Here is a 19,045-nt window from a genome sequence, read left to right on the forward strand (position 1 = left end):
CATGCACGCCATGCGAAGCTCCACGAGGTGCCTGCTGACCGCCCTCGCGGCCGTCGCCGCGCTCGCGCCGACGTCCACCGCCCCGGCCGCTGCGGCACCCTCACCCTCACCCTCACCGGCCGCCGGACGGGACGTCACCGTGCTGCCCCCGCTGCCGGTCCGGCTCGGCGAAGGCAAGCCGTGCACCGCCCCGTCCGAGCGGACCGCCACCGGTGGTACCTGGGTCGCCCCGGCGCTCGGACTGCCCCGCGCCCAGCGGCTCGCCCGGGGCGCCGGAGTGACCGTCGCGGTGGTCGATTCCGGAGTGGCGCCGGGTACCGCCGGATTGTCGGGCCGGGTCACCGGCGCCGCCGAGGACTGTCTGGGGCACGGGAGCTTCGCCGCGAGCCTGATCGCCGCCGCGCCGCGGACGGACAGCGGTGTGACCGGCGTGGCGCCCGGCGCGGCAGTCCTGGCACTGCCCGGCACCGACGCCCGGGGGGTGCCCTCCGCCGCTCTGGTCGCCGCCGGTATCCGCCTGGCCGCCGACCGCGGCGCCGACGTCATCTACACCGGCGCCGCCCTGCCCACCGGCCGCGCCGAGCTGACCGGCGCGGTCTCCTACGCCACCGGCAAGGGGGCCCTGGTCGTCGCCCCGGCGGCCCCGGACGCACTGCCCGAGCAGGACGGCGGCGTACAGGACACCCCGCCGCCCAGCGGCCCGTACTGGCCGGCCGCCGCCCCCGAGGCACTGTCGGTGGTGGACTTCGGGCCCTCCGGCACCCGGCCCTCCGGCGCTCCGCCCGCTTACCGCCCCGACCTGGCCGCGCCCGGCGACTCCATGGTCGGTTCCGGGCCGGGCGGCAAGGGCCACTACATCGCCTCCGGCTCCTCGCTGGCCGCCGCCGACGCCGCGGGGGCCGCCGCGCTGGTCCGCGAACGCCACCCCGACCTGAGTCCCGCCCAGGTCGCCGCACGGCTGCTGCGCACCGCCTACCCGGCCGACGTGCCCCGGCTCGACCCGTACGCCGCGCTCTCCCTGGGCACCGGCACCGGCTCGGACCAGGGCACCGCAGCCCGCGCCGAACTGCCCGCCCGGACGCCCGAACCCGCCGACACCGGCCCCCGCAACACCGCGCTGGCGGTCTTCGGGGTGTGCCTGGCGCTCGTCGCGCTGCTCGGGGTCATGGCGCTGGTGGTGCCGCGCGGCCGGGCCCGCCGCTGGACTCCGCCCGGCGTCGGCTAGTGCCGCGTCAGTCAAGGTTTACCCTTCGAGGAGCGGCGTCATGGGGGTCCCCCCTGCTCGAGCGAAGCCGAGAGCTTGGGGGAGCGTGCTCTCGGCGTGCCGGCCGGAAGTCCTCGTACTGGACGTACTTGGGCTTTCGGCCGGTGCGGCGAGAGGGCGTGCCGGGCGCCGCGACGGGGCGAACCTCGGCTGACGCCGCACTAGCACCCCGGGCCTCCGCCGCGCCGCCCGGTGTGCCGGAGGCCGGTCCGGCGCCGGTGGCACGCGTCCGGGCCGGGTGCGCGCGCTCACCGCGCGTCCCCGTCGTCCAGGAGCGCCGTCTGGATCTGCACCGCCTTGCGGCGGGCGATGCGCAGCGCCCGGCCCGGAACGAGCGGGCGGCCCTTGACGTTGTCGAAGAGGTAACCCTCGCTGGGCGGGCAGGACATCAGCAGCGCCGGGGTGTTGACCTCCTGGAGCCGGCGCAGCATCGACTCGTTGATCCCGCGCCCGGCGCCGGCCGCGGAACGCGCCACGATCATGTGCAGGCCGACCTCGTGGCCGAGCGCGAAGTGGTCGTGGAACGGGGAGAACGGCTGGGCCGTCGGACCGGTGCCGAGCATGTCGTAGTCGTCGACCAGGATGAACAGCCGGGGCCCGGACCACCAGTCGCAGCGCCGCATCCGGGACGGCGCGACGTCCCCGTCGGGCACCCGTTGCCTGATCGCCCGGGCGGCGCCCTCCACCAGCTCGTTGAGGCCGTCCGCCGAGACGGCGTGCCCGAGCCGGTACTCCTCCGGTATCGCCTCGACCAGTTCGCGCCGGTAGTCGACGGTCATGATGCGGGCCTCGGCCGGGGTGAAGCGGGCGGTGATGCCCTGGGCGATCAGCCGCAGCAGGTTGGTCTTGCCGCACTCGCTGTCGCCCACCACGAGCAGATGCGGGTTCTCGGCGAAGTCGTGCCAGACCGTGGCGAGTTCGTTCTCCTCCACGCCCAGCGGGATGCGCAGGTTGTACTCGCCCAGCTCCGGCTCGGGCAGTTCGGCCGCCGACAGGGTGACCGGCAGCATCCGCACCGGCGGTGCGACCGGTCCCGTCCAGCTCTCGGTGACCGCCGAGACCAGCCCCTCCACGCCGTCGGCCAGGTCCTCGGCCTCCTCGACGCCGTCGATGCGCGGCAACGCCGCCTGGTAGTGCAACTTCTCGGCGGTCAGGCCCCGGCCGGGGACCCGGGGCAACGAGGCCGACTTGCGCGAGTCGATCTGCGAGTCCATCGGATCGCCCATCCGCAGCTCCAGCCGGGTGCCGGCCTGGTCGCGGACCGCCGCCGACAGCTCGATCCAGCGGGCGGTGGTGACGATCAGGTGCACGCCGTAGTTCAGGCCCCGGGAGGCCAGCGCGTTGAAGGTGGAGATGTGCTGGTCGAAGTCCTGCCGTACGGTCTGCCAGCCGTCGACCACCAGGAACACGTCGCCGTACGGCTCGTCGGCGAACTCCCCGGCCGCGCGGCGTCGGCGGTAGGTGGCCATCGAGTCGATGCCGTGCTCCAGGAAGAACCGTTCCCGTTTGCTCAGAACCCCGTTGACCTCGGCGACGGTACGGCCCACCCGCTCGGCGTCCACCCGGGCCGCGACGCCGCCGACGTGGGGCAGCCCGGCGATCCCGGCCAGCGAGCCGCCGCCGAAGTCCAGGCAGTAGAACTGCGCCTCGCGCGGGGTGTGGGTGAGCGCCAGCGCGATGATCAGGGTCCGCAGCAGGGTGCTCTTGCCGCTCTGCGGGCCGCCGGCGATCGCGACGTGGCCGCCCGCGCCCGACAGGTCCACCGTCAGCAGGTCGTGGAGCTGGTCGAAGGGCCGGTCGACGATGCCCACCGGCACGGTCAGCCGGCCCCGCCCGGCCCAGCCGGTGGTGGTCAGGCCGTACGCGGGGTCCGGGGTCAGCGGCGGCAGCACCTGGTCCAGCGTCGGCGGCACGTCCAGCGGCGGCAGCCACACCTGGTGGGCCGGCGGGCCGGAGTCGCGCAGCCGGTCCAGCGCCATCGACAGCAGGGTCGCGCCGCTCTCCTCCCCGTCCGTCTCCGGCGTCCCGGGCTCGGGGGCGGCGCCGTCGTCCGCCGGGGAGCGCGGCACCACCCACCCCGACGACCAGGGCACCACCTGGCCGGCCACCCGGGCCTGCGTGACCGCGCCCCGGCGCCGGAGGTGAGGGCCGGAGACGTACGCCGCGCGGAACCTGGTCAGCGCGTCCACACCGCTCTTGAGGTAGCCGCTGCCCGGCTCGGAGGGCAGCTCGTAGGCGTCCGGCACCCCGAGCACGCCCCGGCTCTCCATCGCGGAGAAGGTCCGCAGGCCGATCCGGTACGACAGATGGCCCTCGAGCTGGTGGATGCGGCCCTCGTCCAGGCGCTGCGAGGCCAGCAGCAGGTGCACTCCGAGGCTGCGGCCGAGCCGGCCGATCATCACGAAGAGGTCCATGAACTCCCGGTGCGTCGAAAGGAGTTCGCTGAACTCGTCCACCACCACGAACAGGCTGGGCAACGGCTGCAGCGGGGTGCCGGCCGCCCGGGCCTTCTCGTACTCCAGGGCCGAGGTGTAGTTGCCCGCCGCCCGCAGCAGCTCCTGGCGGCGGATCAGCTCGCCGTGCAGCGCGTCCTGCATCCGGGAGACCAGCGCCACCTCGTCGGCGAGATTGGTGATCACCGCGGAGGTGTGCGGCAGTTCGTCCAGGCCGAGGAAGGTGGCGCCGCCCTTGAAGTCCACCAGCACGAAGTTGAGCGTCTCGGAGGAGTTGGTCATCGCCAGCGCCAGCACCAGGGTGCGCAGCAGTTCGCTCTTGCCGGAGCCGGTGGCGCCGATCAGCATGCCGTGCGGGCCGGTGCCGCCCTGCGCGGACTCCTTGATGTCCAGTTCCACCGGCCGGCCCTCGGCGCTGACCGCGATCGGCACCCGCAGCCGGGCGCTGCCGCCGAACCGGGCCCACACCTCCGCCGGCTCGTACCGCTCCAGGTCGGCGATGCCCAGCAGGCTGGTCAGCTCCACCTCGGCGAAGGGCTGCGAGGTGTCGACCGCGCCGGTGTTCATCCGGTACGGGGCCAGCAGCCGGGCCAGCGCCAGCGCCCCGACCGGACCGAGCCGGTCCGGCGCGCCCAGCGGTGTGGTCTGCTCCCGGCGGTCCCGGTCGGTGCGCACCAGGGACAGCTCGTCCGCGGTCGTCTCCAGACGCAGTGTGGTGCGTCCGGGCCGCCAGGCCAGCGAGCCGCCCAGGTCGATCACCACGGCGTTGCGGAAGCCCATGCCGTCGAAGCGGTGCCCCGTCGGCACCGGGCAGCCGTCGACCACGACGACGGTGAACGGCTCCTCCCGTCCCACCGGCGCCTCGGGGTCGGCCGCGGGCCGGTCCTGGAACTCCCCGCCCAGCAGGTTCTCCAGTTCACCGAAGGCCGAAGCGATCAGCCGGGCCGGACCGGCTCCGTCGGTCTCGTGCCGGTGCAGGCTGTGCGGCAGCCACTTGGCCCACTCCCACTCCGCCCGCCGCTCGTCGGAGACGCACAGCGCGATCCACAGGTCCTCGGGGGAGTGGAAGAGGGCGAGCTGGGCGAGCAGGGCCCGCACCAGGCCGCGCGCCGCCTCGTCGTCGCCGCGCAGCAGCACCTTGGACCAGGCACGCAGATAGATGGCGATGGGCTGGTCGGGGACGGTGGAGTAGGCACGGATGAAACTGCGCAGCGCGTGCGCGGTGAGCGGTTCCATGTCCTCCACCGGCGTACCGGAGGGCGCGAGCAGCTTGACCGCCATGCTCTGCTGCCCCACCCCGGCCCGGACCTCGGCGAAGTCCTCGTCGTTGCTGCGGCGTTCCCACAGCCGGGTGCTGGCCACCAGGGAAACCAGCGCGTCCGGGTGGGGGTGCCGCCAGACCAGCGCCCGCTGCTGCTGGGCGATGGTGGAGCGGACCTTGCGCCGGGTCTGGGACAGATAGCGCAGATAGTCGCGGCGTTCGCCCTTCAGCGTCTGCTTGCGCTCCGCGGCCTTCCGCATGGTCTGGCCGACGATCATCACCACGGCGCCGAGCAGCATCATGCCGAGCGCGATGTACAGGAAGCCGTTGGAGCCCGACTGGCCGGTGCCGCCGCGCATGTACATCAGCATCATCGACACCGACATCAGTGCCATGGGCAGATACGTCCACACCGAGGAGCTGTCCGGCTGCGTCTCGGGCAGGCCGGGCGGTTCCTGGAGAGTCATCTCCCCGGAGGGCATGTCAGGACCACGGCGGCGCGCGGGCCTGCGGTACGGGATGACGCTCAAAGCGGGGCCTCCTTGACGACGGTGATCGAGCGGTCCGCCGTGCGGCCGTGCTTTCCCGATGGCTCCCGATCCTGCCGCAGCGGACGGCCGCCACGGGCACCCGTGGAAAGCCGGGGCGGGACGGACGGACAAGCGCATGGAACGGAAGGGACGAACACCTGGAACGAACGTGCCGGAAAGAGGGGACCACGAGGGACATGGCCCTGAGGGGAAAGCCTGACCACCCGGGGCCGTGAATCCGGTGCCATCCAGGAAATCAGCGGGAAAACCCGCCGGAAAGCGGACCGGGAGAACACCGGCGGTCTTTCCATGAGGACCGTTTCCCCGCCGTGCGATTGTTGCCGAAAGGCTCGGGCAGCCGTCAGACTCGGGGGCCGCACGGCGACGCCGCGGCTTGTCGGCGGACGGCCGGTGCGCCGTACCGGCATTTCCCGTACAGACATTTCCCGCACCGACATTCCCGCACCGCGAGCGAGCGGTCTGCCAGGAAGCGCGAACGACCCATGACTGACACCACGTCGGCCGCCCTGTGCCGGCTGACCGTACGTGCCCCCGCCCGGACCGTCGACCTCGCCGTGCCCGTCGACGTGCCGGTCGCCGACCTGCTGCCCACGCTCGTCGGATACGGCGGCGAGGAACTGGAGGAGGCCGGCACCGAGCACGAGGGCTGGACGCTCCAGCGCCTCGGCGGCCCGCGGCTCGACCCGGAGAGCACCCTGGCCGTGCTCGGCCTGCGCGACGGAGAGATCCTGTACCTGCGGCCGCGCGCCGACGCGCTGCCCGAGGTGGACCTCGACGACCTGGTGGACGGCATCTCCACCGCGATGCGGGACCGGCCGCACGGCTGGAGCCCGGCCGTCGGCCGCCGGCTGCTGTACGGCCTGGGCGCCACCACCCTCGCCCTCGGCCTGATCGTGCTGGCCCAGCCCGGCCCGGCCGTCCGGCTGCGGGCGGTGGCCGCCGCCGCCACCGGTCTGCTGCTCATCGCCGGTGCCGGGTCGGCCTCCCGCGCGGTCGGCGACGCCGCGGCCGGCTCGGTACTGGGCCTGGCCGCCACCGGGTACTTCGCACTGGCCGGCTGGCTGCTGCCGGGTGGCGCGGCGGCCGGCGGCAGCGCCCCGCTGGCGGCTTCCGCCGCCACCGCCGGTGCGGCGGTGCTCGCGCTCGCGGCGGTCGGGACGTACCCGGCGCTCTTCCTCGGCGTCGCCGTGACCGCGGCGGCCGGAGCGCTGGGTGCCGTGCTGCTGCTGTCCGGGCTGACCGTCAGGGAGGCGGCCGGCGTGGTGTCGGTGACCGTGGTGCTCTTCGGCGGGTTCGTGCCCTCGCTGTCCTTCCGGCTCGCCGGAATGCGGATGCCCCCGCTGCCCACCAACGCCCAGCAGCTCCAGGAGGGCATCGACCCGTACCCGCCCGACGCGGTCCGCGCCCGGTCGGTGCAGGCCGACGGCTGGATGACCGCCTTCTACGGAGCGATCGGCCTGATCTGTCTGCCGTGCCTGGCCGGACTGCTCGCTCACCCGACGGCCTCCGGCGTGTGGACCGCGGTGGCGCTCTCCGCGCTGCTGCTGCTGCACAGCCGGGGCTTGGGCAATGTCTGGCAGCGTCTGGCGCTCACCGCCGCCGGGGCCTTCGGCGCGGCGCTGCTGCTGTACGGCCCGGCGCGCGGAGTCCCGTCCACCGGGACCCGGCTCCTGCTGTGCGCCGCGCTGCTCGCCCTGGCCGCCGCCCTGATGATCGCCTCCTGGACGGTGCCGGGCCGCCGGCTGGTGCCGTACTGGGGCCGGGCCGCCGAACTGCTGCACTCCCTCGCCGTGATCGGTCTGATCCCGCTGATGCTCTGGACGGCGGGCCTGTACGGCCTGCTCCGTGGGCTCAACGGCTGAACGGGGGCGGTCTCAGATGCGGAACAAACGCGACCAGGTCCAGGCCCACATGTTCGTGATGGGCCGGCTGACCTCGGCCATGCTGCGCGCCGAACCCGACGACCCGGAGAGCCCGACCGGCCGCACCAACCGGGGCGCCCTGACCGGCGTGATCATCGCGGTCCTGGTGTGCGCCGGAGCGTTCGTCCTCGGGCTGCTGCGGCCCGGCGGCAACGACTCCTGGCGCGCCCCCGGTGCCTTCGTCGTCGACGAGGGCACCGGCGCCTCCTACCTCTACCTCGACGGACGGCTGCGCCCGGTGCGCAACTACGCCTCCGCCCGGCTGATCGCCGGCGAGGGCATGAAGACGGTCTCCGCCGGCAGCGCCTCGCTGCGGCACGCTCCGCACGGCGCGCCGGTCGGCCTGCCCGGCGCCCCGGACGCCCTGCCGGACCCGGCGGACCTGGACACCGGTCCCTGGCGGGTGTGTGCCGCTGTCCGGCTCACAGCCGAGAACACCACCGTCCCCGCGACGACCCTGGCCGTCGGCGCCGGTCCGGCCGCCGGCATCGACGGTGCCCGAGGCCTGGGCGCGGGGCAGGGTGCCCTGGTCACCGGGCCCGATCACGCCGTATGGCTGCTGTGGCAGGGCACCCGGCTGCGGCTGGACCGCCACACCGGCGCGCTCGACGCCCTCGGCTACGGCGCCCTGACGCCCCGTCCGGTCTCCGCCGCCTTCCTCGACGCCCTCCCGCAGGGCCCCGACCTCGCTCCGCCGGACATCCCCGGCCGGGGTACGGCCGGACCCCGGCTGGACGGCCACGCCACCGAGGTCGGACAGGTCTTCCGGGCCGACGTGCCCGGCTCCGCCGCCCAGTACCACCTGCTGACCGAGGACGGCCTGACGTCGCTCACCGCCACCCGCACCGCCCTGGTCCTGGCCGATCCCCGCACCCGCACCACGGCGTACGACGGGCACACCCCGCAGGCCGTCCAGCTCGGCGCCGAGGCGCTCACCGGCCACCAGGCCAAGTCTTCCGGTCCTCTCGGTGACGACGACGGCGAACTGCCCGCCACCCCGCCGAAGATCCTCGACGCGTCCGTCGGCCAGGCGGTGTGCGCCGAGACCGAATCGTCCGGTGCCGCCGTCCGCACCGCCGTCTCCCTGCTGCCGGTGACGGCCCTCGGCATGCCCGCCCAGCCGCCCGGCCGGGAGGCCGGACCGGCCTGCCTGACCGTGGACGCGATCACCGTGCGGCCCGGCGGGGGCGCGCTGGTCCGCGCCGTCGGGGTGGGCGGCGGCACGCTCGGCGACACCACCTTCCTGGTCACCGACACCGGCGTGAAGTACCGGCTGGCGAGCGCCGAGGCCGCCGCCGCCCTCGGCTACGGCACGGGCGACACCCGGCGGCTGCCTGCGCACCTGCTGACGATGCTGCCCACCGGCCCGGACCTCGACCGGGCCGCGGCGGAGGCCGGCCGGGCCCGCACCACGGCGGGGTGCGGAACGGACAAGCGGTGACGGGACGAGCGCCGGTGGCGGGCCCCGCCGAGATCTCGATGCGGGTGCGGGAGTCGAAGGCCGAGCCGCCTCTCGGGCGGATCCGGAAGGGATCGGCGGGCCGTGGGCTGTAGCGCGTCGGGGGTGTGAACGGTTCACCGCGGGTCCGTGCCGGAGGAACTTCCGTGAGCTGTGAACCGGTCGCCGTCCGGCGTCGTTCTTGGCGGTGAGTGCTCCGCTTCGAACAGGGGGCGTCTCGTCGCGGCCGGCCCGAAACCCCCTGAGCGCCGGGCGCGGGGCCCGTGCCGCCGCTCCCGGCGGCACGGGCTTTCCGCATGTCCGGACAGAGGAGAAGCAAGGAGCCCGAGGTGTCGGAGAATCTGCCCATCGACGACCGCGTCAAGAAGGCCTGGGACGACCTGCAAGCCGTCGAGGCGGCCGTCCGGCAAGCCGAGCAGAACCTGCATCAGGCGACCGTCACCACTCGGTCGGCCGATCGGAAGGTGGAACTGACGGTCGGTCCCCAGGGGGAACTCACCGCCATCGAGTTCCCGGGCAGCGGTCATCGGTCCATGACGGGCGCGGAGTTGTCGGCGTCCATACTCGACGCCGCCGGCCGCGCCCGCGCCGGGATGGCCCGTCAGGTCATGGAAGCCTTCGGCCCGCTCACGGGGATGCTGTCCGGCGGGCCGGGAGCGGAAGGCCTCGCAGTCGACTGGAACAAGATCTTCGGATCGGCTCTCGAAGGGTACGAGGAGTCGGGCGAGTCGGCCGCGATGAGCCGGCTGCGGGACGAGATCGACGAGGAATAGACCGCGGGGTCCGGAGGTGGCACCGCTCCGGCGCGCGGCCACGGCCGCCCTGGCCGCGGGATGGCCGGTGAAGGAAACCGGGACGCCGAACGGCGACCGTTACGCATATCAGCAAGAAACCACCGAACCGTGAAGGTGAGGGGACGATGAGCGAAATCGGCTATCAGGCTGATGTATCCGCTGTCCACGGCGGGGTCAAGGAGTTGGAAAGCCTGGCGAGCAAGGCCGGAGGCCTCCTCGAGAAATACGTCGATGATTACATGGGGACCGCTGGCTGGCAGGGGCCCGCGAATTGCGGCGATTCGCTCTCCGACATGTTGACCTACGCGTTGGAAGGGGAGTTCGCCGACGTCAAAAGTGCTCTTGAAAGTTTCAGGCTGGTCCTTGACGGCCTTTCCCGGGCGTCCGAAATGGGCGACGCCGTGGAGAAGCCCGTCGGTGACGCCGTCGGCATGATCGCTGACGCGAAGGTTCGGCATTGATCACCCGCATCACGCCGGCCGGTGACGAGCACTCCGGCGACCGGTACGGGGAGACCCTGTCCGCGGATGCGGATGCGGAGGGCGATGGGGAGACCCTGCCCGAGGACGGCTGGGTACAGGTGACCCCGTCCGACGAGATCCCCGAACCGCCGCCGGAGATCGCCCGAGCCGCCCGTTTCGCACCCGAGCACTTCATCTTCATGGCGGACCCCAACTGGGTGGGCGAGGGCCCGGCGCCGTCCTGGGCCGTCCTGGGCCGGTGGCGGACGGACACGCGGGGCGAGATCGTCGACTGGGAGGACAACGACGCATACCGGCCCTCACCGGAGGCACTGGGCTGGCGTACGCCCGCCGACCCGGTGGACGAGGCGGCCCAGCGCGCGGTGACGGGATACGGACCGGTGAGCGAGGTGCCGCGCGCGCTGGCCCGCGAGCCCCGGATCGCGGTGGTGGTCGAACCCGACGGGATACCTCGGGTGGGCCCGGCGCCGGACGGTACCCAGGTGATCCCGGTCTTCACCATGCCTTTGGACGGCAACGGCGGTGTGGACGGCGACCGTGCCGACGAAGAGCCCGGCCTGCCGCCGCACCGGGTGACCCCCGTGGCCGAGCTGATCGACATCGCCGGGGAGACGCCGCTGCTCTACCTCAGCCCCACCGCCCCGGTGACGATGACCATAGACATCGAAACGTTGCGCGCGATCTCCGAGGGCCGGGAAGTACCCGAACCGGCGGAACGGCCGGGACCGGAGGAGATGACGGTCTCCGGTGAGGACTACGCGGTCGGGCAGCCACCGGCCGACGTCCGGGTCCCGGCTCTTGAGGACGGCGCACCGGCCGTCCCCGCGCCGTTCGAGCTGCGTGGCGGCCTGGTCAGCCAGGACTACGGGCGCCCGGGTGAGACGGAGAGCGGGGATCCCGGGCGCGCGGCCGAAGCGGAGGACATCCAGTCCGAGCGGTAGCCGCCCGGACACGGCACAGCACGGCACGGCACGGCACGACGGACGGTCGCCGCTGGTGGAGCGGACCGTCCCGCAGCCGGTGGCACGGGAACTCGGCGTCGAAGTGGGCGTTCTGGCGGCCCGTCAGCCGGACCGGAGTACGCGCCTCGCCGGAGTCGATCCGGACCTCGAGCCGAGAAGGTCGCCGCGCGATGTGATCGGGGTCACATCGAAACCGGCCCGTGAACCGCCTCTCGGTCCACACCGTTTTCCCGGCGTCGGCAGATTGCCGGATCTCGCCCCCCGGTGACCGTTCTGCGCAGCGCGTTCATCGCCGAGCGGCGGCGGGACATGTCGCCGGTGTGTGCACGTCGTGACGCCCGCCGACCGCACGACCCCGGCGGGGGCGCCCGGAAGTGACGCTCGAGGAAGAAGCAGAGATGGACGACGAATCCCGCGCCGGGGCTGGTGGCCAGGACGGACGTCAGGAAGATCCGCCGCACCGCCTGCCGGAAGGCGTTCCCGGCGAGCGAGCGGATTCGCCTCGCGCGCGACGCGGAGGCCGTGCGACGGGCGACGAGCCCGCGCCCGACCCGGGTGCGACCACTCCCGGCCGGGCGCCTACGCCCGACGGGGGTGCCGCGACCTCCGACCGGTACGTGCCCGTGCCGGGTCAGGACCGGAGCACTGCCGCTCCCGACGGGCGCCCGGCGAGCACGGACCGGGGTGCCACGGACGGCACCCCGGCCTCGGCGACGGGCGACGGCGTTCCGGGCGAGGGGGAGCGGGACCGCCGTACCGGCTCGGGCGGGCGCGACAAGGGCCCCGGATCGGGGAAGCCCGGTGGTGTCCCCGGTTCCAGGGGTTCCCGGGCGGCCGGAGCGGTCACCGTGCCCGGGGTGCGGGGCGCGTACGGCCCCGACGACCCGGCACTGCACGACGTGGACGGCGACTTCCGCGAACTGCTGGACCGGTTCGAGGGGATGGCCCGGCGCGCCCGCGTCACCCTGCGCCGCCCACTGCACAGCCACGCCGTCACCGTCGGCGGCACCTTCGCCTCGCAGGACACTCCCGGTGTTTCCCTGCACCCGTTCTTCGCGCCGGGCCTGCGCTACCCCATACTGGCCCGGTTCAGCAACGGCGAGTCCCCGGACGACCTGACCCCCGGCACACGCGGGCTGTCGCTGCTCTTCCTCCACCCCGCCGATCCCGCCGACCCGGCCCGCTCGCCGTTCAACCTCACCCTCAACACCGGGCGTCGCCTCTTCGCCCCCGACGCCGCCACCTTCGCCCGTCATCTGCTCGGCACCGACACCGACCGTGCCGCCGTCGCCCGCGAGGTGCCGGGTGCCCGCGAGGCGCTGTGGGAGCAGATCAGACCGCCGGTGCCGCTCGCCGGCCACCACTACCACTCCCAGGCTCCGCGCCTGTACACCGACGTCACCGGCACGCCCTGGCTGGTGCGGTACCGGGTGGTGCCGGACGGAGAGTCCGGCGGGGAGCCGAGTGCCCCGGCAGACCCGTCGGGTCCCGGCGGCCACGACCCCGGCGACCGGCTCTTCCCGCCCGTCGCGCCGGAGTTCCTGCCGCGCGAGCCCGGCGACCGGCGCTCGCCCCGGCTGTTCCGCGACCAACTGCTGGCCCGAGTACGGGAAGCGGGCGGCGGAGTAGGGCTGCTGTTCCAGGTCCAGCTTCACCCGCTCGGTACCGACCCGCGGGCCAACCAGGCGGCGCTCGACGCCTCCGCCGGCTGGCCGGAGACGGCGTTCCCGTACCGCACCATCGCCGGCCTCACCCTGGACGACGTTCCCGGCGACGACCTCGCCGAACGGGCGGTCTTCGACCCGGCGTGCGCCCCGCCCGGTCTGGGCATCGCCCTGGCCCGCTCCCCGTACGAGACCGCCTCGGTCAACCATGCCCGCGCACTGGTCTACCGCGCCACCCACGCCGCCCGCACCCCCCGCCCGGCGGCCCCCGCCCCCGCCCCGGTCCCGGGTTCCGCCGCGCCCACCCCCGGCACCCTGCCGCCACCCGGCGCGGCGTTGTCGACTTGTTGATGTGACGGTTGCTTGAGGGCGTGTCAGGGTGCGGTGGGCGGCGCTTGGCGCCGACGGCCACCGGCCGACCCCGACCAAGCCGACAGTGCCTCGCCACCTTCGCGCCCGTGCCGTCGTACCCCTGGCCCGCGTGGCCGGGGCACCGGTCTCGGCACGCAGGCGTCCGGGCCGACCGCTCCCCGCGGGACGGAGACCACCGCGGCGTGGCGGATGGCGAGGGCCCGGGGGCACCGGAGAATCAGGCCGGGATGGCCGGGGAGTTGATGCCGCGGCGGCGCAGCCGACGGCGGATGGCCTCGGCGGCCTCGGGGCGGTGGTCGGCGACGCTGCCGTACAGCAGCAGCAGGGGACGGGCGAGTTCGCTGATGGCGGCGTTGTCCTTGACCCGGCTCCACTCGTGCAGGGCACGGTCGAGGCAGGCCCGGACCTCGGCGGGGTTGTGGTCGGCGCCGCGCAGGCCGAGGCGGAAGTGGGCGGCGGACAGCCACAGTTCGCAGGCGAGGGCGGGGTCGTCGGCGATCCGGGCGAGGACCGCCCGGACCTCGGTCCAGTGGATGGCCTGGGGGGAGCCGAGGCCGTGCCCGCGTACGGCCGTGGTGTGCAGGGCGCGGGCCGTCCGGGCGGCTTCGGCGTGGCGGCCGGCGTGGGCGGTGGCGAAGATCGCGCCGTGGAGTTCGTCGATCGCGGTGCGGTCGAGGGTGATGATCGGCAGGGCGTCGACCGCCGGGTTGCCGGTGGCCTCGTCCGGCAGGGCGGCCACCGCGCCCCGTCCGGCCCGGGCGTCGCCGACCACCACGACCGTGACGCCGCCGGTGATCATGGCAAGCCCCAGCCACGCCGTACCGGACGGGACCTGGCCCATCGCCGCCCAGGCGATGAACGCGGCCAGCGGTGCCTCCATCAGCAGCGCCACGCTGACCACGGTGGCCGGGGCGCGGCCGAGGGAGAAGTTGAGCGAGACCAGTCCGAGAAGCTGGGGGAGGACCAGCAGGCCGAGGAGGGCCAGTACGGTCCTGCCGTCCAGGCGGGGCCCGCCGGTGCCGGTCGCCAGACAGACGATGATCAGCTCGAGGGAGCAGACCAGGGAGCAGATCACCGAGTGGACCGGGGTGCCGATGTGGGTGCGGGCCCGCGCGCTGAAGGCGGTGTAGGCGGCCAGCGCGATCGCGCCCAGCAGCGCGAGCAGGTCGCCGAGGAGGGCTTTGCCGCCGTTTCCGTAGTCGCCGCCGCCGGCCACCGCCGCCCCCGCGACCGCGACCGCCAGCCCGAGCCAGGCCCGGGGCGCGATCCGCTCGCCCTGCGCCGCCGATATCACCGCCTGCCAGACCGGCTGGGTGGAGACCAGGGCCGTCGCCATGGCGACCGAGGTGAGCCGGGTGCTGGGCATGAAGGTGGCGAAGTGGGCGGCCAGACAGGTCCCGGCCAGGACGCTGTACGCGAGCGGGCGCCGCATCGACCGCCGGGTGAGCAGCGCGGTGAGCTGCGCGCGCCGCCGCCACAACACCAGCGGGCCGAGGGTGAGGAACCCCAGGACGTTGCGCCCGGCGGCCATCACCAGCGCGGGGCTGGTGGCGACGGCGGTCAGGGGCGCGGTGGCGGCGAACGCCAGCACGGTGACGGCCATCGCGGCGATCGACAGGAGGTCCAGGGGCTTTCGCACGGAACCGGGTTCCTTTGGGGAGGGGGAGTGACAGGGGGGAAGGGGGCCGGGTGGAGGGGCGGGCGCGGTTGCGGCCTTGTCCTCGGCGTTGCCTCTCGGGTACGGCCGCGGCCGTACCCGGTACGCACCGGATGACGGGCGGCCGGGGTCGCGGCCGGGGTCCGGGGTGCCCGGCACTGGAGGAGACGGATCCGCCGCGTCCCGGGTTCGGCACACCGGGCGCCTCGGCCCTCCCGGTCCCCGCATGGCACTTTCGGGATGGCGGCGCGGTCTCGCGTGGGGCCGTCCGGCCGGCACCGTCCGGCCGGGGTGAGGCGCCCGACGGGGCCGCGGGCGGGCCGTGCACCGTGGCGGTGTGCTCCGTGGCCGTGTGCGCCGGGCCGGCCGCCGCGGTCGGCGAGTGCCGGGCTGTCCGCTGTGGCCGTGTGCGCCGGGCCGTATCAGTGTGACCGCCGCCCGCATACCATCGCGCGGTCTTTACGGATCACGGGGCATCATCGAAGGTTCGCTTTCGTTCGCCCGTCCAGCCTTCCCCTCGCCCGTCGCTCTTCGACGGCCGAGGTGCCCTTGGGCTTGAACGCTCCGCTTCACACCCCGCCGTTACCAGCCGTTACCAGCGACGCATGGAAGCGCGGGAACAGCGAGCACGAGGTGTTGGCGCCGACTGCCTGGAGGCACGTGGGTCTTCCGAGTCCTGGGCGACACTGGTCGAGTGATTGTCGAACGCGCGTATGCCCATCTCTCCTCGGACGACGAGGACACCTGGCCCTGGTCGGTGCCCTGCGTCCGGCAGTTGCTCGACGAAGGACTGCGCTTCACCGCACCGGTGACCTTTCTGGTCGGTGAGAACGGTTCGGGGAAGTCGACCCTGGTCGAGGCGCTGGCGGAGGGGTTCGGTCTGGACTCGTACGGCGGGTCCCACGACTGGCGGTACGCCTCCTCGCGTGGCAAGTCGGCGCTCGGCGAGCGGATGAGGTTCGACGCGGCCCCGCGCGGGCGCCGCATGGCCGCCAGCTGGTCGGCCCGCAAGGGTTTCTTCCTGCGGGCCGAGACGGCGCTGGACGCCCTGGGCAGGGAGGGGTTCTCGCCGGACTCGGTCAGCCATGGTGAGGGCTTTCTCGCGGCGTTCCGTGGGAAGTTCCTTCACGCCGGGCTCTATGTTCTCGACGAGCCGGAGGCGGCGCTCTCCTTCTCTTCGTGCCTCGAACTGGTCGGGCATATCAACCGGTTGGCCGAGGAGGGCGGCCAGGTCATCTGTGCCACGCACTCACCCCTGCTGACCGCCCTGCCGGGCGCGGACATCGTCGAGGTCGGCGAGCATGGCATGCGGAGGGTCGCCTGGGGGGAGCTCGGCGTCGTGGATCACTGGCGCCGCTATCTCGCCGACCCGCACGTCTATCTGCGGCCCATCGTCGAACCGTAGGGGCGTTCCCCCCTCTGTGGATCGTCGACCTGTTCCAGGCTGCGGGGCTCCGGGGCGTTCGACGAGGTGGCCGGCGCGAACAGGGACACCGATGCCCGGTCGATGCCGCCCACGGCCGAGGCGGAGATGACGCCACCCACCTGCGGCATCCGGTACGGCGTCGCGGCTCGGCCTGCCACTGTGCCCAGGAGACGGCGAGGCGCTGTCGCGCGGTGAACCGGATGCGTGCCGATGCCGTTGAGGCAAGCGGCAGGCCCTCGCGTCGTGCATCGCACAGCGGACCGACGGTCTGTGCGCCTCCTCATTTCTACCCCAAGGGAACCCAATGCCTCATTCCCGTCAATCCTCCATGCTCCGCAGAAGGACGGTGAAGACCGCCCTCACCGCTGCCACGGCCTCGATGCTGCTCTTCGGGACCGGTTCGGCCGAGGCGGCCGGTGCCTCCGAGCAGGGATCCGTCAACGAATACGTCGCCCTCGGTGACTCCTACGCCGCCGGCACGGGACTGTCCCCGCAGACGAACGCGGAGTGCAAGCGTGCCTCGGGCAGCTACCCGTCGTGGATCGCCGACACGTACAAGCCGGCCGTCTTCAAGGACGTCACGTGCAGCGGCGCCACCACGCGCTCGCTGTGGAACAAGGAGGGCTCGGCCGCACCTCAGGTCAATGCCCTCACCACGGACACCGACCTGGTGACCGTCACGCTCGGCGGCAACGACCTCGGTTTCTCCGACGTCCTCACCACGTGCGTCCTGGCCGGGCTCACCACCCGGGAGGGCACCCCCTGCCGGGACAAGGCGGCCAGTGGTGTGGAAGCGGGCTTCGCGAAGCTGAACACGCGCCTGCCCGACATGCTCACCGACATCAAGCGGCGCAGCCCCAACGCGCGTGTCGTCGTGGTCGGGTACCCCAACCCGTTCCCCGCCGACGGGAGCGCCTGCGGCTCCTCCGTGCCCGTGACCAAGGGTGACGTCGCCTGGCTCCACCAGACGACGAACCGGCTGAACATCATGCTGCAGCTGGCGGCCCTCACGAAGCAGGCCGAGTTCGTCGACACCAGCTCGGTGTTCCAGGGCAGGGACATGTGCCAGTCCTCGTCCGCGCAGTGGATCAACCCGCTGCTGCCGCAGACGCCCGGCTCCGCCCACCCCAACGCCTTCGGACACCTGATCATGGCCTCCGAGGTGGCCAAGCGGCTCGGCAAGTAGTCACCCTTCCCTCGCTCCGCCGGGTCGCACGAGTACGGGCGACCCGGCGGAGCGGGGCTCGGCCGGCAGGGCGATGCCCGGGGCTGCTGGAGCTGTCCGTACCACCGCCGCGTGGGCGCGGGTGCAACGCAATGCGCCGTGGTTCCCGCGGTGTTCGACATGGATCTCACGGATCCCGTGACCGGCGTGATCTCGGCGGCCCGCCGTGCGGCCCGCGCTCCGGCGCGGGCGATCCACCTCTCGCCCTTCGGCAGCCGGACGTTCTCCGCCCACAGCCGGGCCGCCTCGCCCTTCGTGCCCTTCGACGCACCAGCGGCGGCCGACGGCGCGTCCGCGCCGCGCACCCAGGTCCGCAGCGTCTCGGGCTGCCGTTCACCTCGGTCGCGCCTCCGGCCGGTGGCGGACTCCGTTCTCTCACCTGGGTTGCACAGGCGGCGGTGTCCGGCCGGTGGACGTCCGGAGGCGTTCTCCACCTCTGGTTAGACGCGGCAATCATCCGGTCGCCCGAGGACCGCGCCGTGCCCCGGGCCATAGTCTCGAACACATCGGGAAGGCGACCGGTCAACGGTTCCACCAGCGGTTATTCCGTTCTGTGCCGTGCTTCGCCCCCGCTCCAGTCCGCAGGCGCACCACGCCTGCTCCCACAAGAATCCGGGGGATCCTCCATGTCCAAGCGCGTTCTCGTCTCCTCGCTCATCGGTGTCGCCGTCGTCGGCGGAGTGGCCGCCGGCGGTTACGCCATGGCCTCGACCGCCACGGAGCCGACCCTGGAGAACGGCTCGGCCCGCTACGTCGCGCCGTCCGGCGGCAGCACCGGTTCGCTCACCTTCACCGCGGACGTGCGGGACGACTCGGGCGTCCGGGGTCTCAAGGTCCTCGCGTGGCCCGCGAGTTCGAAGCTCGACCCGACCGAGGCGGAGCTGCGGCACGCGGACGACGCCACGTGCCGCAGCACCTCGGACGACACCTCTCGCTGCACCTACACGCTGAAGGTCACGAAGAAGGAGGCGGCCGAGCTGGACCAGGGCACCTGGTACGTCTCGGCGTCGGCGGTGGCCGAGGACGGTGACACGGTGTTCGTTTCCCGCGCCGCCGCCTTCGACGTCAAGGGCTGACCCGTCACTGCTGCCCGGGCACTTCCAAGGTGCCCGGGCAGCAGCGCGGCGACGACGAAACCCCAGGAGCCCTCCAGCCGCAGCCGACCGAGTGGTGCTCCACGAGTCCCGGATCGAGGTCCCACGATGCTGCCGACAACCCAGCCCGGTTCGGTGAGGGCAGGGTGCGCGCCCGGTCACGACGGCGTACGCCCAGGCTGGACGCACGAAGAAGACGCTTGGACCAGACGCGCCGGGCCGGTGCGGGCCCATGACGAGATCCTCACCCGAACGCCCGGTCGCTGGAGCGGCTCCCACGGGAACGGCACAAGCGCTCCTGTGGCCGGGCCGCCGTACCGGACGAGGAGGCCGTCCGGTACCTGGCCGCCGGCAAGCGCGCTCCTCCCAGGTCGAGCGGGGCCCGGTGGGCCTGCGGGCGCTGCGGCCGGCCGAGAAGGCGGTCCTGCCGCAACGGCGGACCGCGCCGCCCCCGGAGCC

At 73.6% G+C, this 19,045-nt stretch carries 13 protein-coding genes; 10 read left to right on the top strand and 3 right to left on the bottom strand.

What is annotated here, in order from left to right; all coding sequences use genetic code 11:
- Positions 1–10 precede the first annotated feature (10 nt).
- On the top strand, positions 11–1,225 hold the full coding sequence (locus OG485_RS33345; protein WP_328672288.1) for a S8 family serine peptidase: 1,215 nt from the start codon (positions 11–13) through the stop codon (positions 1,223–1,225).
- Positions 1,226–1,512: 287 nt separating this feature from the next.
- Here the strand turns inward: OG485_RS33345 and eccCa are convergent, their stop codons facing one another.
- Positions 1,513–5,508, bottom strand: a complete 3,996-nt coding sequence (gene eccCa / locus OG485_RS33350; RefSeq protein ID WP_328672289.1) for a type VII secretion protein EccCa — start codon at positions 5,506–5,508, stop codon at positions 1,513–1,515.
- A gap of 503 nt (positions 5,509–6,011) precedes the next feature.
- Between eccCa and eccD the strand changes: the two genes are divergently transcribed.
- From eccD to OG485_RS33380, 6 genes are all read left to right on the top strand, one after another.
- Positions 6,012–7,391, top strand: a complete 1,380-nt coding sequence (gene eccD / locus OG485_RS33355) for a type VII secretion integral membrane protein EccD (RefSeq protein ID WP_328672290.1) — start codon at positions 6,012–6,014, stop codon at positions 7,389–7,391.
- A gap of 16 nt (positions 7,392–7,407) precedes the next feature.
- Entirely contained in the window at positions 7,408–8,892 is a 1,485-nt protein-coding gene (eccB, locus tag OG485_RS33360; RefSeq protein ID WP_328672291.1) for a type VII secretion protein EccB, read from the top strand.
- A 347-nt stretch (positions 8,893–9,239) separates the two neighbouring features.
- A complete protein-coding gene (locus OG485_RS33365; RefSeq protein ID WP_328672292.1) occupies positions 9,240–9,683 on the top strand; it encodes a YbaB/EbfC family nucleoid-associated protein in 444 nt (147 codons plus the stop codon).
- Positions 9,684–9,829: 146 nt separating this feature from the next.
- Positions 9,830–10,165 carry a hypothetical protein gene (locus tag OG485_RS33370; protein WP_328672293.1) on the top strand — a complete coding sequence of 112 codons (336 nt, stop codon included), beginning with the start codon at positions 9,830–9,832 and terminating at the stop codon, positions 10,163–10,165.
- On the top strand, positions 10,162–11,127 hold the full coding sequence (locus OG485_RS33375; RefSeq protein ID WP_328672294.1) for a type VII secretion system-associated protein: 966 nt from the start codon (positions 10,162–10,164) through the stop codon (positions 11,125–11,127). Before OG485_RS33370 ends, OG485_RS33375 begins: the two co-directional genes overlap by 4 nt.
- Positions 11,128–11,546: 419 nt before the next feature.
- Positions 11,547–13,163, top strand: coding sequence for a hypothetical protein (locus OG485_RS33380; RefSeq protein WP_328672295.1), 1,617 nt, complete (start codon positions 11,547–11,549; stop codon positions 13,161–13,163).
- Positions 13,164–13,401: 238 nt separating this feature from the next.
- Here the strand turns inward: OG485_RS33380 and OG485_RS33385 are convergent, their stop codons facing one another.
- Entirely contained in the window at positions 13,402–14,823 is a 1,422-nt protein-coding gene (locus OG485_RS33385; protein WP_328672296.1) for a DMT family transporter, read from the bottom strand.
- A gap of 712 nt (positions 14,824–15,535) precedes the next feature.
- On the opposite strand from OG485_RS33385, the gene OG485_RS33390 reads away from it, so the two are divergent.
- A complete protein-coding gene (locus OG485_RS33390; RefSeq protein ID WP_328672297.1) occupies positions 15,536–16,246 on the top strand; it encodes an AAA family ATPase in 711 nt (236 codons plus the stop codon).
- On the opposite strand, the gene OG485_RS33395 is transcribed toward OG485_RS33390, so the two are convergent.
- A complete protein-coding gene (locus OG485_RS33395; protein ID WP_328672298.1) occupies positions 16,219–16,425 on the bottom strand; it encodes a hypothetical protein in 207 nt (68 codons plus the stop codon). The two genes, OG485_RS33390 and OG485_RS33395, sit on opposite strands and share 28 nt — an antisense overlap.
- 170 nt (positions 16,426–16,595) lie before the next feature.
- Here OG485_RS33395 and OG485_RS33400 point away from each other — a divergent pair, with 170 nt between their 5' ends.
- Together OG485_RS33400 and OG485_RS33405 are read left to right on the top strand one after the other, a co-directional pair.
- Positions 16,596–17,453, top strand: a complete 858-nt coding sequence (locus OG485_RS33400; protein WP_328672299.1) for an SGNH/GDSL hydrolase family protein — start codon at positions 16,596–16,598, stop codon at positions 17,451–17,453.
- 665 nt (positions 17,454–18,118) lie between these two features.
- A complete protein-coding gene (locus OG485_RS33405; protein WP_328672300.1) occupies positions 18,119–18,568 on the top strand; it encodes a DUF5707 domain-containing protein in 450 nt (149 codons plus the stop codon).
- The last annotated feature ends 477 nt before the right edge of the window (positions 18,569–19,045 follow it).

Origin of the sequence: Streptomyces sp. NBC_00328, from assembly GCF_036139655.1 — a bacterium.
GTDB lineage: Bacteria > Actinomycetota > Actinomycetes > Streptomycetales > Streptomycetaceae > Streptomyces.

Excerpts from the sequence above, each read along its gene's own strand:
- OG485_RS33400 (WP_328672299.1), top strand. The coding sequence starts at position 16,596 with ATGCTCCGCAGAAGGACGGTGAAGACCGCCCTCACCGCTGCCACGGCC.
- eccD (WP_328672290.1), top strand. The coding sequence starts at position 6,012 with ATGACTGACACCACGTCGGCCGCCCTGTGCCGGCTGACCGTACGTGCC.
- OG485_RS33345 (WP_328672288.1), top strand. The coding sequence starts at position 11 with ATGCGAAGCTCCACGAGGTGCCTGCTGACCGCCCTCGCGGCCGTCGCC.
- OG485_RS33380 (WP_328672295.1), top strand. The coding sequence starts at position 11,547 with ATGGACGACGAATCCCGCGCCGGGGCTGGTGGCCAGGACGGACGTCAG.
- OG485_RS33405 (WP_328672300.1), top strand. The coding sequence starts at position 18,119 with ATGTCCAAGCGCGTTCTCGTCTCCTCGCTCATCGGTGTCGCCGTCGTC.
- OG485_RS33370 (WP_328672293.1), top strand. The coding sequence starts at position 9,830 with ATGAGCGAAATCGGCTATCAGGCTGATGTATCCGCTGTCCACGGCGGG.
- eccB (WP_328672291.1), top strand. The coding sequence starts at position 7,408 with ATGCGGAACAAACGCGACCAGGTCCAGGCCCACATGTTCGTGATGGGC.